Below are 15285 nucleotides of genomic sequence, written 5' to 3'. Positions count from 1 at the left end.
AAGGCTTTTGATCCTGACTGGCATTTGTGAATAAAAGCCTTTATTCAATTCTACCCCTGACCGAAAATCTTAATCACCGCATCCAGATGATCTTTCATCGCTTTCTTAGCAGCCCGACTGTCGCGCGCTTCCAGTGCGGTCAGGATTTCAAGATGTTCAATCTCAGAACGGTGCGGCATATCCTGCGGGGTGTAATGGAGTTGCAGGCTGCGGAACATGGTGCCGTAACGGTGGCCGAGCAGGTGCGCGATGATAAAGGCATAGGCGGGATTTCCACTCGCCTGCGCGATGCGGATATGAAACAAACGGTCACCGGGATGAGTCGCTGAACCATTGCGGTTATCACGACAGTTCTGCTCATATGCCAGCCTGATCGCTGCAAGTTCTTCGTCGGTTGCGTTTCTTGCCGCCAGTGCCGCGGTTTCCGGTTCAATAAGACGCCGGGTTTGCAGCAGTGAAAACGGCGGCAGTTCAGCGGTAAAATCCAGTTCGACATTCAGCTCATCATCCACATCCGCCCACTGATTACGCCCTGCCTGCGACATCACCGGCTCCTGCGATGGCGCGACCGGTACCGCCGGAGGATGGCGCACAATGACACCGTTTCCCACACGCACGTCCACCAGTCCGATAACTTCCAGCGCGATTAACGCCTCACGGACAGACGCCCGGCTGACCTGTAACTGACTGGCCAGCTCACGCTCGGCAGGAAGACGGCTGCCGGGCGGAAATTCTTTGTTATCGATTAACGTTTTTAGCTGGTCAGCTATCTGCCTGTAAATTCTGGGATTTTCTAATTTTTTTATCGGCATCGGACACCTGAGGTCAATTCTCATTAAGTGATTCAGCTAGCATTTCCCGGACAAAAATCTTGCTGAATTGTTTTATGCATGTAAAAAGTTGGTTAAACGAAATGGCGTTTTAAGTACAAGCTTGCCGAACATCTTAGCAAAAAGCAGTGCTTATCACGCGTTTTTTTCACCTCCAATGGCCTGACCATTAGGCCTTTAAAGACACTTTTATGGGGAACAGCTATGAGCCTGGCAGGGAAAAAAATTCTGATCACCGCCGCCGGACAAGGCATCGGATTTAACACCGCGACGCTTTTTGCCCGCGAAGGCGCAGAGGTGATTGCCACAGATATCAACATCAGCGCACTGCGTGATATTCCGGGCATCACTCCGCGTCTGCTCGACGTAACCGACCCGCAGGCGATTGCCGCACTGGCGGAAGAAACCGGTGCGCTCGACGTGCTGTTCAACTGCGCGGGTGTGGTACACAGCGGCGACATTCTGACCTGCACAGAACGCGAATGGCAGTTTGCGTTAGATCTCAACGTGACGGCGATGTTCCACATGATCCGCGCTTTTTTGCCCGCCATGCTCGAACGCAACAGCGGCTCGGTGATCAACATGTCGTCGGTCGCTTCCAGCATCAAAGGCGTGCCGAACCGCTTTGCTTACAGTGCCTCGAAAGCGGCGGTGATTGGCCTGACGCGCTCAGTTGCGGCGGATTACGTCACCCGCGGGATCCGCTGTAACGCTATTTGCCCGGGCACGGTGGAATCACCTTCCCTGCGCCAGCGCATTGCTGCTCAGGCACAGGCTGAAGGCCGCAGCGAAGAAGAAGTGTATGCAGCGTTTGTTTCGCGTCAGCCCATCGGGCGCATCGGTAAAACAGAAGAAATCGCCCAGCTTGCGCTGTATCTGGCCTCAGATGCCAGTTCATATACCACCGGCACGGTTCAGATTATTGACGGCGGCTGGAGCAACTGATTTTCACAGATCTGACTTTCACAGAAGGACACTGACTCATGAAATTATTACGTTACGGCAATGCAGGTTCTGAACGCCCCGGCCTGCTCGACAGCAACGGCAAATTGCGCGACCTCAGCGCCCATGTCGCTGACATCAGCGGCGAATTTTTACAGCCGGAAACGCTGGATAAACTGCGCCAGCTTGATCCGCAAAGTCTGCCGCTGGTCAGCGGTGATCCGCGTCTCGGTGCCTGTGTCGGCAAAGTCGGCAAATTCATCTGTATCGGTCTGAATTACGCCGATCACGCTGCGGAAACTGGCGCGGAAATCCCCAAAGAACCAGTGATTTTCAGCAAATGGACCAGCGCGATTGTCGGGCCGAATGACGACGTGGAAATCCCGCGCGATTCAGTTAAAACCGACTGGGAAGTGGAACTCGGCGTGGTGATCGGCACCGGCGGGCGTTACATCAGCGAAGCGGATGCCCTGTCGCACGTCGCCGGTTACTGCGTGATTAACGACGTGTCCGAGCGCGAATTCCAGATCGAACGCGGCGGCACCTGGGACAAAGGCAAAGGCTGCGACACCTTTGGCCCGACCGGCCCGTGGCTGGTTACGGCCGACGAAATCCCTGATCCGCATCAGCTGAATCTGTGGCTGGAAGTGGACGGCAAGCGCTGGCAGAACGGCAATACGCGCACCATGATTTTCCAGATCCCCGAAATTATCAGTTATCTCAGCCGTTTCATGAGCCTGCAACCGGGCGACATTATTTCCACCGGTACCCCGCCGGGCGTCGGGTTGGGGCAGAAACCGCCGGTATATCTGAAGGCCGGTCAGGTGATGCGTCTTGGGATTGAAGGTTTGGGTGAGCAACGTCAGAAGACGGTGCAGGCATAATCTCTTGCAGCTGAAGGATTTTTTGCGATGACAACGATTACCGCTTTACGTGTTGAAGATGTGCGTTTCCCGACCTCGCTGGCGCTGGACGGCTCAGATGCGATGAATCCGGATCCGGATTACTCCGCGGCGTATGTGATCCTCGAAACTGACAATCCGGCGCTCAAAGGCCACGGCCTGACGTTCACTATCGGGCGCGGCAACGAAATTTGTTGTGCGGCTATTAAGGCGCTGGAACATCTGATCGTCGGACGCGATTTGGCAGTGATCACCGGCGATATGGGCAAATTTTGGCGTGATTTCACCAGTGACAGCCAGCTGCGATGGATTGGTCCTGACAAGGGCGCAATCCATCTGGCGACCGGTGCGGTAGTCAATGCCGTGTGGGATTTATGGAGCAAAGCCGCCGGTAAACCGCTGTGGAAACTGGTGGCGGATATGTCGCCGGAAGAACTGGTGCGCTGCATCGATTTTCGTTACATCACCGACTGCATCACGCCGCAGGAAGCGCTGACATTATTACAGCAGCGTTCTGACAACAAGGCGCAACGCACAGAGAAACTGCTGGCAGAAGGGTATCCGTGTTACACGACGTCCGCGGGCTGGCTGGGTTATCCCGACGATAAATTGCGCCGCTTGTGTCAGGAAGCCGTCGATGCCGGTTTCGATTATCTGAAACTGAAAGTCGGGCGCGACCTGGAAGATGACATCCGCCGTGTGCGCATCGCGCGTGAAGTTATCGGCCCGGATCGCAAACTGATGATTGACGCCAATCAGGTCTGGGAAACCAACGACGCGATCCCGTGGGTGAATGCCCTCGCCTTCGCCAGTCCGTGGTTTATCGAAGAACCCACCAGCCCGGACGATATCGAAGGCCACCGCAAAATCCGTCAGGCCGTTGCGCCGGTCAAAGTCGCCACCGGTGAAATGTGCCAGAACCGCATCATGTTCAAGCAGTTCATCATGCGCGAAGCCATTGACGTGGTGCAGATTGATGCCTGCCGCATGGGCGGCGTGAATGAAGTGCTGGCCGTGATGCTGATGGCCGCCAAATACAATCTGCCGGTGTGTCCGCATGCAGGCGGCGTCGGGTTATGCGAGTACGTTCAGCATCTGTCGATGATTGATTATCTGTGCATCGCCGGAACGCACGAAGGCCGCGTCATCGAATACGTTGACCATCTTCACGAGCATTTTGTGCATCCGTGTGACATCCGTGGCGCGGCGTATATGCCGCCGGAAGCGCCGGGATTCTCCATCGAAATGCATCAGGCGTCGATTGAAAAATATCGCCATCACGCCTGAAACCCATGCTAAAGAAAGCTCGAGGAGAACGCCGATGCGCATCGACAGCCACCAGCATTTCTGGCGCTACACGCCGCAGGATTATCGCTGGATAAGCGATGACATGGCAGTGCTGAAGCAGGACTTATTGCCGGAAACGTTACGAGATACGTTACAACGTCACGACATTCAGGGCACGGTTCTGGTTCAGGCGTGTTCTTCTGTGCAGGAAACGCGCTGGCTGCTGGAGCTTGCAGAGAAAACCGACTTCGTGCGCGCCGTAACAGGCTGGGTGGATTTGTCATCACCCGCACTGAAACAGGAACTGGAGGCAATTTCGCATCCGCTGTTACGCAGTTTCCGTCATCAGGTTCAGGACGAACCTGCGCCCGCGCAATGGCTGGCAGATCCGGCCATTAATGCCGGACTCCGTGAGTTGCAGCAGCAGAAAACTGTCTACGAAATTCTGGTGACGCACCGCCATCTGACAGACGCCGTGAAATTTGCCGAACGTCATGACGACTATTTTCTGGTGCTCGACCATTTCGGCAAGCCCGATCTGAGCAAGGGTGCGGCGCACTGGAAGCAGCAGGTTGCGCCGCTGGCGGGGTTAAAACACGTCAGCTGCAAACTTTCCGGGCTGCTGACCGAACCGCGTCCGGCAGGTATGTCAGCCCGCGATCTGTTGCCGTATTTCGAGGCCGCGCTGGAGATTTTTGGCGCTGAGCGGCTGATGTTTGGCTCCGACTGGCCGGTGTGCCTGCTGGCTGATGCGGATGAAAATCCGTGGGATTTATGCGAACAAGCCACCGCGACATTAAGCAGTGACGAGCAGGCAGCCATTTACGGCGGCAACGCCTGCGCGATTTACCAATTACAGCCTTTACCGATTACAGGAAATGACTGATGAATCTGCATCTGCAAAATAAAGTGGTGATGGTCACCGGCGGCGGATCTGGTATCGGCGCGGCGATTTCGCTGACGCTGGCGGAAGAAGGCGCGATCCCGGTGATCATCAGCAATACCGAACCGGCCAACGAACTGATGCATAAGCTGCAACAGCTTTCACCGCAGGCCAGTTTTGTACTGACCGAACTGCGCGACGAAGCCAGCTGTAAGGCGGCGGCGGACGACGTTCTTACCCGTTATGGCAGCATCGACGGACTGGTGAATAACGCCGGTGCCAACGACAGTGTCGGGCTGGAAGCGGGTCGCGAAGCCTTTGTGAAATCACTCGAACAGAATCTCATCCACTATTACCTGATGACGCATCTGAGCCTTGACGCCCTGCGCGCCAGCCGGGGAGCGATTGTGAATATCAGTTCAAAAACCGCATTAACCGGACAGGGCAATACCAGCGGTTATGCCTCAGCAAAAGGCGGCATTCTGGCGCTGACCCGCGAATGGGCGGCAGCGTTGCTCGGCGACGGCATCCGCGTAAACGCCGTGATCCCTGCAGAAGTGATGACGCCGCTGTACGAACGCTGGATCAAAAGCTTCGATCACCCTGAAGAAAAGCTGCAACAAATCACCTCGCACATCCCGCTGGGGCAGCGTATGACCACGCCGCAGGAAATCGCCAATACCGTGGTGTTTCTGCTCTCTTCACGCGCGTCTCACACCACCGGCCAGTGGCTGACCGTGGACGGCGGCTATATGCATCTCGACCGGGCGCTGACATGAAGCGCCGCTATTGTCAGGCGCTGGATCTGGCGGACGATCCGGCACTTATCGAAGAATATCAGCGTTATCACCGCGAAATCTGGCCGGAAATTACCGCGCATCTGCGTCGTTATGGCATCGCAGAGATGGAAATTTACCGGCTGGGCAACCGGCTGATGATGGTGATGGAAACCACGGAAGATTTTGACAGCGGGCTGTTTGAACGCCGCAGTCTGGAGGATCCCAAAGTCTGCGAGTGGGAAGCCCTGATGTGGAAATATCAGCGCCCCACGCCGTGGACACCCGCCGGTGCAAAGTGGGTGGAAATGGAGAAGATTTTTTCGCTGGCTGAACAGAAATAGCAAAAACCTCCCTGCTATGAGGGAGTTAATCACGTTTTTCACGATATCTGACATAAAAAAATCAGCCACCTGAGCTGAACCCCTACATGCGTTACCAGATACTGAGGAATACACTATGCTCGCCGATAAAACTGCCGCTCCTGCTTATGCGCAGCGCAACACGACGTCCGGTTTCCGACTGGCGTTCATTCTGGTCACCACGCTGTTTTTCCTGTGGGGTTTATCCTACGGGCTGCTGGATGTCCTGAATAAGCATTTCCAGGAAGTATTGCACGTCAATAAAGCCCAGTCCGGCCTGTTACAGGCCGCGTATTTCGGGGCGTATTTCATCATCGCCCTGCCCGCCGGTTTCTTCATGGACAGGTTCGGCTATAAAGCCGGGATCCTCGTCGGGTTATGCCTGTATGCGCTGGGTGCGCTGTTGTTCGTCCCCGCCGCGTCTGCAGGCAGTTTCGGCATGTTCCTGTTTGCGCTGTTCGTGATTGCCCTGGGTCTGGGTTGTCTGGAAACCGCCGCTAACCCGTTCGCTACCGTCCTGGGTGACCCTGCCGGTGCGGAACGTCGCCTGAATCTTTCTCAGTCATTTAACGGGTTAGGTCAGTTTATCGGCCCGATCATCGGTGGCTCGCTGTTCTTCTCCGCCACGCAGGGCACCACGGCAGATGGCCTGTCCTCGGTCAAAACCACTTACGTCGCTATCGCGGTGTTAGTGCTGCTGATAGCTTTCCTGTTCGGGCGCACCAAATTGCCGGACATCCGCGAGCAAAGTACGTCGGAAGATCACGGCATCGCGAAAGGATTGTGGCAGCACGGGCATTTCACCGGCGGCGTAATCGCACAATTTTTCTATGTCGCTGCACAGGTTGGCGTCGGCGCGTTCTTCATTAACTACACCACCGAACACTGGCACACGCTGTCGAACCAGAATGCGTCATACCTGCTTTCGGTCGGCATGATCAGCTTCATGGTCGGGCGCTTCTTCAGCACCTGGTTGATGGGCTTTGTCCGCCCTGCCACGCTGCTGGTAGTCTACGCCATTATCAATATTGTGCTGTGTGGCGTGGTGGTGGCGGGAATTGATAATGTCTCGGTGATTGCGCTGGTGGCGATTTTCTTCTTCATGTCGATCATGTTCCCGACCATTTTCGCCATGGGCGTCAAGAACATGGGCAAACAAACCAAGCGCGCCAGCTCAGTGATGATCATGGCGATTGTCGGCGGCGCGGTGATGCCGTATCTGATGGGTGCGATTGCTGACCACTACAACACCGCCGTTTCCTACGCCCTGCCAATGGTGTGCTTCGCCGTGGTACTGATTTATGCCGTGAAACAGCGGGCAAAAGCGGCTATCTGAGGACGACTGCTGCACCTCACTCCATCCCCTTCCCGACACCTTTCTGGTGTTAAGAAGGGGATGCAATTCTGAAAGCCACGTCCTGAGTTTTAACATTCCTGTCATCCCGGATGAAAAAAACCTGCTTATACTTCATCGCGTATGAAACTGGTTACTAACGCTGAAGGGTAAAAATATGTCGATTCGTTCATTGCAGGCACTGTGTTTAACCAGTTTTTTTATTGCGGATGTTCGTGACGGGCTGGGGCCTTTTCTGGGGATATTTCTGACGCAACGTCACTGGCAGCCCGATGATATCGGATTGCTGATGACTGCCGGCGGTGTGGCAGGTTTGCTGGCGACGCTGCCTGCGGGGTTCATTACTGACGCATCGAAAAACAAGCGTCTGATTCTGGCGCTGCTGTGCGTGCTGATCACCGGCACGACGCTCCTGCTATGGCTCAGTCAGGCCAATGCCGTGGTGGCGTTTTCGCAGATCGTGAGCGGAATATGTGCTGCTTTTGTCGGTCCGCTGATAACCGGCATCACGCTGGGTCTCACAGGGCAACAAGGCTTCAGCGCGCAGATGGGCAAAAATGAGGCGTTTAATCACGGCGGGAATTTTATCACCGCGCTGATTGCCGGAGGGATCGCCTGGTACTGGGGCATCGGCGGTATTTTCATCCTCATGACCTGCACCATGCTGTTAACGCTCATTGCACTGACGGGCATTCGCAATAGCGATATAGATGACAATGCGGCTCGCGGGCTGGAGTCCGGCGCATCTGCGCAAGTTCCCGACTTCTCGGTGCTGGCTAAAAATAAACCGCTTCTGATAACGGGTCTGACACTTCTGCTGTTTCATCTGGCGAATGCGGCGCTGTTGCCGATGCTCAGCATGAGAGTTGCCGCGGCACCCGGCGCAGTCAATCCCGGCCTGTATGCCGCGGCAACAGTAATTATTTCTCAGATGGTGATGATCCCGGTGGCAATCTGGACCGCAGGGCGCATCGACAGAGTCGGCTACTGGCGGCTGATTATGCTCGCTCTGCTGATCATGCCCGTCAGGGCAGCGCTGGCGGCGAGTTCTGCCGCGCCTTTAATGATGGTGCCGGTGCAAATCCTGGATGGTTGCGCCGCTGGCGTGCTGGGAGTGGTCGTGCCGAGTTTCATTGTCGTGCTGCTGCGCGGAAATGGTCACGTTAATGCGGGACAAAGCGTGGTGATGCTGATGCAGGGCGTCGGTGCGGCTATGAGCCCGGCCCTGACCGGTATGATTGCGGGACATTACTCTTTTGCTACGGCGTTTAGCGTTTTGAGCGTGATCGCACTGACGGCGCTGCTGATCTGGTGGCGGTACGCCCCGTTACTTTCACCACCATCTTGTATGGAGACCCGCTGAATCTTCCGTCGTGCCGGGCAAATAAAACGGGATCATAACCGGCGGGATCAGGTCAGATTCACACCAAACAGGCGGCTCAGAGCCACTCTGCCGCCGCCTGTCACGGTCACTTCGCGGTAGCCCGGCGTACGGGTGATCCACTCTTTTTGCAGTAACAGCGTCATCAATGCCTGCCCTGCATCCCCGCCCAGATGAAAACGTCTTTCGCTCCAGTCCAGGCAGGGACAACAAGGCTTGCGGCGCGGACGCGGATCAAGCACTGCGCCAATCCGTTGAAAATGCGCTTTTCCCTCGAATGTCAGCGCATTGCCGTCAGGCTCAAGCCATCGCTCACGCAGCATAAAATCATAGATTTTTACCGCCAGTTCTCCTGCCAGATGGTCATAACAGGTGCGTGCATAACGCAAAACGACCGGCGTGCTCGGCGTAAAAGAACGCTGACTGCGCATGGAAACGCCCATCAGGTTTTCCAGCAGTCCGGCGATATGATGTCCCGCCAGACTGTAATACCGGTGACGTCCCTGCGTCAGGCAAATCACCAGCCCGTTGCTGAGCAGCCGGGTAAGATGCCCGCTGGTCGTGGAGGCAGCGATGCCCGCTACCGCACTGAGCTCGGTCGCCGTCCACGCGCGCCCGTCCATCAGCGCGCACAAAATACTGACCCTCGACGGGTCAGATATCGCAGAAGCCACCAGTGACATGGACTTTTCCAGAGAATCGTCCGGCTCACTGTCGTATTTGGTATTAAGAAAATTCATGCAGAGAGTATTGCCCATTGTTGGGTGACTTCTGCCGCCCGGATATCGTCATCGGTGAGCAGAATAAGCCGGTTATCGTGATCGCTGTACTGTACCAGAATGTTAATGCCATTCCGGGCGAGTGTCTGTGCGATTTCGCCGAGTTCGCCCGGTTGTTTCTGAGGTAATTTCCTGATCAGCGGGCGGGACAGGTTTCTCACGTCAAAGCCTGCATCAGTCAGAACCTGACGGGCTTTCTCGCCGTCTTCTATCAGGAAATGCGCATGCGCGGCATCCGGCGTGGTAAATACCCCACCGCCTTCCAGGCCCACGCCGTTGAGACCCAGAACGCGTCCGAATGAAGCCAGCGAACCTGCAGTATTATCGAGAACAACGTGAATGTCATACATGCGGATGCGCTCCTTTAGCGGAAGACTGATGGGAAGATTTGTCGGAAGAATAGTCACGAAAGACACGGGCAACGCGAATTCTGTAGTATGAAAAAATCGACTGTTTACCCTCTTTCTGGGCGGCCAGATGCATCAGATTTTGTTTCCATCCGGCGACCGACTCTTCATCTTCCCACCATGACAAAGAGAGAATTTTTCCTGGCGTGCTCAGGCTCTGGAAGCGTTCAATAGAGATAAACCCCGGCGTTTCCGACAAAAACGGCTTCAGCTCTGCCGCCAGCTCAAGGTAGCGCTCACGCGCTTCGGATACTGCGTCTGCCTCAAAAAGTACTGCGATCATCTTTCTGCTCCCTCATGAATTTCACTCAGCTTATTACCGGCAAAAAGGGGATGCTTCGGTCAGCGCCGAAGTATGTCGGTGACGCACATTCAGGATCATGAACTTTGCTCATGTTCAGTGAATTTAAATCACTTTTTTTCACTCAATGACTCAGGCATAAAAGAGTCATCGCGATTCACTCTTAAAATATGAAGACTACTGAAATAATGTAGGTTTTTCAGCAGCCGGGACACCTGATAAAAATGAAAAAAGAAATTACATTCACTATTAAGAGCATTCGTTTCGACGAAGATTATAACCCCTCGGAAAATACGCGTATTACCACCAACTTTGCCAATCTGGCGAGGGGCGAGAAACGTCAGGAAAACCTGCGCAACACCTTAGTGATGATTAATAATCGCTTCAATTCTCTCGCGCACTGGGACAACCCAACCAGTGACCGCTACGCCGTTGAACTGGACATCATCACCGCTCAGTTAAATATCAATATTGAAGATAAATCCGACGCGTTCCCGGTGATTGAAATATTAAAAACCAATATCGTCGATAAAAAAACCAACGAACGTTTTGAGGGCATTCTGGGAAATAACTTTTCCTCTTATGTCCGTGATTATGATTTCAGCGTTGTACTGCCTGAGCATAATAAGGACAAAGCCGGATTCAGCCTGCCGGAGAATTTTGGCGTATTACACGGTGATATCTTTAAGCGTTTTATTACTTCAGACATTTATAAAGAGTGCTTTAACAAAACACCGGTTATCTGCCTGAGTGTTTCAAGTAAGAATACCTATTACCGTACCGGCAATCAGCACCCTGTGTTAGGCATTGAATATCAGCAGGATGAGCCTTCCCTGACGGATGAATATTTCGCCAAAATGGGACTGCGCGCCCGCTACTTTATGCCCGAAAACAGCGTTGCGCCGCTGGCGTTTTACTTCAGTGGCGATTTGCTGAGTGACTACACCAATCTTGAGCTGATCAGCACCATCAGCACAATGGAAACATTCCAGAAGATTTATCGCCCTGAAATTTACAACGCGAATTCACCGGCTGGAAAACAGTATCAGCCAAGTTTGAATTTCCAGGATTATTCATTAACCCGGATTGTTTATGACCGGGAAGAACGTAGCCAGCTGGCTGTTGAACAGGGCAAGTTTACAGAAGAGCAATTTATTAAACCTTACCAAACTGTTCTTAAACAATGGTCTGCCGAACCCGTTCTCTGATTTACCCATAAAAATATAAGGTCACCTGTGATGAAAAAATTATTACCGACATCGACTGCGGGCAGTTTACCCAAGCCCTCCTGGATTGCGCAGCCAGAGACACTCTGGTCGCCATGGAAACTGGAAGGTCAGGAATTAGTTGATGGCAAACTCGATGCGCTGCGTTTATGTCTGGAAGACCAACAGCAGGCAGGGATTGATATTGTCAGCGATGGCGAGCAAACGCGTCAGCATTTTGTCACCACGTTTATTGAACATCTCGAGGGCGTGGATTTCGAGAAGCGGGAAATCGTTAAAATCCGCAACCGCTATGAGGCGAGCGTGCCGACAGTTGTAGGTCCGGTGAGCCGCAAGAAGTCCGTTTTTGTCGAAGATGCGAAGTTTTTACGCAAGCAAACCACGCAGCCGATCAAATGGGCCCTGCCGGGACCAATGACCATGATCGACACGCTCTATGACAATCACTATAAGAGCCGCGAAAAACTCGCCTGGGAATTCGCCAAAATTCTCAATGAAGAAGCCAAAGAATTAGAGGCGGCGGGTGTGGATATCATCCAGTTTGATGAACCGGCCTTTAACGTGTTTTTCGACGAAGTGAACGACTGGGGCATTGCCACGTTAGAAAGAGCCATCGAAGGGCTGAAATGCGAAACGGCTGTCCACATCTGCTATGGCTACGGCATTAAAGCCAATACCGACTGGAAGAAAACGCTGGGTACGGAGTGGAGACAATACGAAGAGATCTTCCCGAAACTGCAGAAATCTAATATCGATATTATCTCGCTGGAATGCCATCACTCACATGTTCCGATGGAGCTGATGGAGCTGATCCGTGGAAAGAAAGTGATGGTCGGTGCCATTGATGTAGCCACCAATACTATCGAAACACCGGAAGAAGTTGCCGCAACGCTGCGTAAAGCACTCCAATTTGTCGATGCGGACAAACTCTATCCGTGCACCAACTGCGGCATGATCCCGTTACCGCGCGGCGTTGCGCGTGGCAAGCTGGATGCGTTAAGCGCCGGTGCAGAAATCGTGCGTAAGGAACTGCTGGCGAAATAACGTGGTCAGCCAGCACAAAGCTGAAGAGAACATAGTCTGAGTTGAGCGATCAAAACGGTCGCCAACTCACTACCTCGCTATCGCTCCCCTCCGTTTAATTTTCTTTAAATTCAGGACACCGGCAATTTGTCCAGAATCGCCTGGGCGGTATTCACATCTGTCACCAGCGAATTGATCATTCCTGAGCGCACCGCGCCAATGATCCCCGCGGCTTTTTCAGGCGTGGCGGCCACACCAATTGTTAGCGGCGTTTTGCGCAGCTGTTCTGCCGAAGCGGCAATCATTCTTTCTTCCCCTTCCCAATGCAGTAAATCGCCGGATTCGGTGAAGTAATGACGCAGCACATCACCCGCTGCATCACTCAGCGCCTGCTCACCCGGTGTTGCCGTGGTGGATTCACTCGGTTTTGGGGTATGAGTCAGGCCGATGCCCACAATTGCCGCATCCAGTTTGTCCCACAGGGAAATAATTTCCTGTACGCTGCGGTCGGCAAGAAACGCATCACGTAATTCCGCCGATGAAAGATAAGGGGCATGCAGAAAATACGGCGTGCCTTCCATCTGTTCTGCCGCACGGCGCACGAACTCGGTGATCTGAAAATGCGGAGCAGACTGCTGCATGCCACCGTTGAGCGCCACGGTCAGGATACCGGGCAAACGCGGCATACCGGCCAGCGTCACTTCGCGTACTGCCCTTCCCCAGCCAATGCCCAGTACCGAGCCGGCACCTAATCCGGCTTGCTGTAACAACGCAGCCAGCGGGGTCGACAGCGCGCCAAGCACATTTCCCGGCGGCGCATCAACCACGTAGGCCTGTTTCAGACCGAGGCGTTTCATCAGGTCAGATGTCATGTCTTCCGGCGACGATAATCCCACCACTTCAATACGCACAATGCCTGCCGCACGGGCTTTATTCAGTAGCCGGGAGATGGTCGCCGTGGAAACATCCAGCTTGCGTGCGATCTCCACCTGAGACATATCAGACTCGTAATGCAACTTCGCCACCAGATGCATCATGGCACGCGTTGCTGCAATATCTTGCAAAATTGGCTCTTTCAGCTTGAAATTCCTTTCAGTAATGAATTACACTCAAATCGTCGATTGAGGGATTATTGCGCAACACCTGTAAAAATGCAATGTGCCGCAGCGGGCTTCACCCCTTGTAAAACGGCGTGTTACGCGATTTTCCACCCCCTTTCAGTTCGGGGGTATAGACAGAACGTCCAGTGTAATCGAGATTTTTTCATCTGTAATAAATTTCACGCAAAGGAGAGTTCCATGTCAAAAATGTCTACTTCAGAATTACGCAGTTATCAGCAGATTTGTGGCAAGAACGGCGCGATGCTGGTGATCGCCTGTGACCAGCGCGGCGCCATGCGCAGTCTGCTGGCCAGTGACCCGCAACAACAATCCGCCATTTCTGAACACGAACTCGGGCTTATCAAAGCCGACATCACCCAATATCTCGCCAGTAAAGCCTCCTGTGTGCTGGTCGATCCGGTCTGCGCCGTCCCGCAACTGGTGGATAACGGGATTATTGCCCGCGACACCGCGTTGCTCATTGGCCTTGATGCTTCTGGCTGGGATAACTCGCCGGAAGGTTATCGTCTGTCACGCCTGGTCGCTAACGTAGATGCACGCCGCGTACGTGAACTGGGGGCGACCGGCGGCAAAATCATGGTCTATCTGCGCTCAGATCAGGAAGCCGCTAACCGACATAACATTGATATTCTGCGTCAGTGCATTGAGGACTTCGCCCGCGAAGACCTGCTGCTGGTGGTGGAGTTTCTGACCTATAAACTCGACAACGAAACCGAGGAAGAATATAAAGAAAAAGTCCCTTCCCTGGTTTATGGCGGCACGAAGATTTGCCTGGAATGCGGTGCGAAGGTACTGAAACTGCCTTATCCTGGCTCGAAACAAGCCTGCGCCGACATCACTAAACTTGCAGGAGACGTGCCCTGGGCAGTGCTTTCAGCGGGTGTAGACCATGCCACTTTCCTCAAACAAGTAGCGGATGCCATGAGTGAGGGCGCGTCAGGCGTTATCGCAGGCCGTTCATTGTGGAAAGACTGCATTTCGCTGGATCGCAACGCAACGAAATCCCGTCTGGAATCGCTGGCGGTACCGCGTCTGAACGAACTGCAGGCCGTTATTCAGCAATATTTTCATGCTCCGGCACACAACCAAACTGAACAGGTGGAACATGTCTGAAAACAGAAGCACCTCACGAAATGGCTTTACCGGCAAACGCGTTATCCTGGTGAACGGGATCCCGGCGTCAGGTAAAAGCCGGCTCGCCGTTGAGCTTTCTGCATACAGCGGCTGGCTGCAACTGTCGCTTGATGGCATTAAAAACCCGTTTCTTCAGCGTCTGGAAAATGTCGATCGTCCGTTTAACCGCGTGCTCGGTCAGGCCAGCTATCAGGTTATCTGGGACATCATCGGCGGCGCACCACAGGGCAGCACTTTTATTGTCGATGCGTGGTTTGGTTTTCAGCCCCAGGAAGTCTTGCAGGATTATCTGCAACGGGCGGGCGTCACGCAGGTCGTGGAAATCTGGTGCCAGATTGATGCTGAACTGGTTGCCGGACGTTTTGCCTCACGACTGGGCGAACGTTTACCGGGACATGTCGGGGCAGAATATATTCCCGAATTAAAAATTCTCGCAGGAAATGCACGGCCAATAACATCAGGACCAGTTTATTCTGTTGATCAGAATGTTATTGGACAAAATAAGCCTGTAAATATTGTTGATATTCATCAGTGGATAATGAATTCATTCGACACACAAATTCAATGAAAGCTGACC

General features: G+C 53.7%; 17 protein-coding genes. 12 read left to right on the top strand and 5 right to left on the bottom strand.

Translation table 11 applies throughout. The features are described 5' to 3' along the window. Window positions 1-50: 50 nt before the first annotated feature. Entirely contained in the window at window positions 51-812 is a 762-nt protein-coding gene (locus J1778_RS10470; protein ID WP_217173130.1) for a FadR/GntR family transcriptional regulator, read from the bottom strand. A gap of 222 nt (window positions 813-1034) precedes the next feature. On the opposite strand from J1778_RS10470, the gene J1778_RS10465 reads away from it, so the two are divergent. The 8 genes from J1778_RS10465 to J1778_RS10430 all read left to right on the top strand — a co-directional run bounded on the left by J1778_RS10465 (window position 1035) and on the right by J1778_RS10430 (window position 8699). Beyond that, a complete protein-coding gene (locus J1778_RS10465) occupies window positions 1035-1775 on the top strand; it encodes an SDR family oxidoreductase (protein WP_217173129.1) in 741 nt (246 codons plus the stop codon). Window positions 1776-1813: 38 nt separating this feature from the next. After that, on the top strand, window positions 1814-2656 hold the full coding sequence (locus J1778_RS10460; protein ID WP_217173128.1) for a fumarylacetoacetate hydrolase family protein: 843 nt from the start codon (window positions 1814-1816) through the stop codon (window positions 2654-2656). 27 nt (window positions 2657-2683) lie between these two features. Further along, a complete protein-coding gene (locus J1778_RS10455; protein ID WP_217173127.1) occupies window positions 2684-3961 on the top strand; it encodes an L-fuconate dehydratase in 1278 nt (425 codons plus the stop codon). A 34-nt stretch (window positions 3962-3995) separates the two neighbouring features. Further along, entirely contained in the window at window positions 3996-4847 is an 852-nt protein-coding gene (locus tag J1778_RS10450) for an amidohydrolase family protein (protein WP_217173152.1), read from the top strand. Then, on the top strand, window positions 4847-5623 hold the full coding sequence (locus J1778_RS10445; RefSeq protein ID WP_217173126.1) for an L-fucose dehydrogenase: 777 nt from the start codon (window positions 4847-4849) through the stop codon (window positions 5621-5623). Before J1778_RS10450 ends, J1778_RS10445 begins: the two co-directional genes overlap by 1 nt. Then, entirely contained in the window at window positions 5620-5964 is a 345-nt protein-coding gene (locus J1778_RS10440; RefSeq protein ID WP_217173125.1) for an L-rhamnose mutarotase, read from the top strand. Before J1778_RS10445 ends, J1778_RS10440 begins: the two co-directional genes overlap by 4 nt. A gap of 115 nt (window positions 5965-6079) precedes the next feature. Continuing rightward, the gene (fucP, locus tag J1778_RS10435) at window positions 6080-7318 is read left to right on the top strand and encodes an L-fucose:H+ symporter permease (RefSeq protein WP_217173124.1); all 1239 of its coding nucleotides are present in this window, start codon (window positions 6080-6082) and stop codon (window positions 7316-7318) included. Between the two features lie 175 nt (window positions 7319-7493). After that, the gene (locus J1778_RS10430) at window positions 7494-8699 is read left to right on the top strand and encodes an MFS transporter (RefSeq protein ID WP_217173123.1); all 1206 of its coding nucleotides are present in this window, start codon (window positions 7494-7496) and stop codon (window positions 8697-8699) included. Window positions 8700-8746: 47 nt separating this feature from the next. Here J1778_RS10430 and J1778_RS10425 read toward each other — a convergent pair whose 3' ends face one another. The 3 genes from J1778_RS10425 to J1778_RS10415 are packed head-to-tail and all read right to left on the bottom strand — an operon-like array spanning window position 8747 to window position 10186. Beyond that, complete coding sequence (locus J1778_RS10425; protein ID WP_217173151.1) at window positions 8747-9457, bottom strand: ArsR/SmtB family transcription factor; 711 nt, start codon at window positions 9455-9457, stop codon at window positions 8747-8749. Then, window positions 9454-9846, bottom strand: a complete 393-nt coding sequence (locus J1778_RS10420) for an amino acid-binding protein (protein ID WP_217173122.1) — start codon at window positions 9844-9846, stop codon at window positions 9454-9456. The genes J1778_RS10425 and J1778_RS10420 overlap by 4 nt, the downstream gene beginning before the upstream one ends. Next, on the bottom strand, window positions 9839-10186 hold the full coding sequence (locus J1778_RS10415) for an antibiotic biosynthesis monooxygenase family protein (RefSeq protein WP_217173121.1): 348 nt from the start codon (window positions 10184-10186) through the stop codon (window positions 9839-9841). The genes J1778_RS10420 and J1778_RS10415 overlap by 8 nt, the downstream gene beginning before the upstream one ends. 242 nt (window positions 10187-10428) lie before the next feature. Between J1778_RS10415 and J1778_RS10410 the strand changes: the two genes are divergently transcribed. Together J1778_RS10410 and J1778_RS10405 are read left to right on the top strand one after the other, a co-directional pair. After that, a complete protein-coding gene (locus J1778_RS10410; protein WP_217173120.1) occupies window positions 10429-11412 on the top strand; it encodes a DUF1852 domain-containing protein in 984 nt (327 codons plus the stop codon). 30 nt (window positions 11413-11442) lie between these two features. Beyond that, on the top strand, window positions 11443-12474 hold the full coding sequence (locus J1778_RS10405; protein ID WP_113876461.1) for a methionine synthase: 1032 nt from the start codon (window positions 11443-11445) through the stop codon (window positions 12472-12474). A 110-nt stretch (window positions 12475-12584) separates the two neighbouring features. On the opposite strand, the gene J1778_RS10400 is transcribed toward J1778_RS10405, so the two are convergent. Further along, window positions 12585-13517, bottom strand: coding sequence for a sugar-binding transcriptional regulator (locus J1778_RS10400; RefSeq protein ID WP_217173119.1), 933 nt, complete (start codon window positions 13515-13517; stop codon window positions 12585-12587). 234 nt (window positions 13518-13751) lie between these two features. Between J1778_RS10400 and J1778_RS10395 the strand changes: the two genes are divergently transcribed. Together J1778_RS10395 and J1778_RS10390 are read left to right on the top strand one after the other, a co-directional pair. After that, entirely contained in the window at window positions 13752-14687 is a 936-nt protein-coding gene (locus J1778_RS10395) for a tagatose-bisphosphate aldolase (RefSeq protein ID WP_217173118.1), read from the top strand. Then, complete coding sequence (locus J1778_RS10390; RefSeq protein ID WP_217173117.1) at window positions 14680-15276, top strand: P-loop nucleotide/nucleoside kinase family protein; 597 nt, start codon at window positions 14680-14682, stop codon at window positions 15274-15276. Before J1778_RS10395 ends, J1778_RS10390 begins: the two co-directional genes overlap by 8 nt. Window positions 15277-15285 lie beyond the last annotated feature (9 nt).

The sequence above is a fragment of the Rahnella bonaserana genome, from assembly GCF_019049675.1.
GTDB classification, from domain to species: domain Bacteria; phylum Pseudomonadota; class Gammaproteobacteria; order Enterobacterales; family Enterobacteriaceae; genus Rahnella; species Rahnella bonaserana.
The sequence above is the reverse complement of the archived record's forward strand: the minus strand, read 5'-3'. Positions and strand labels throughout refer to the sequence as shown.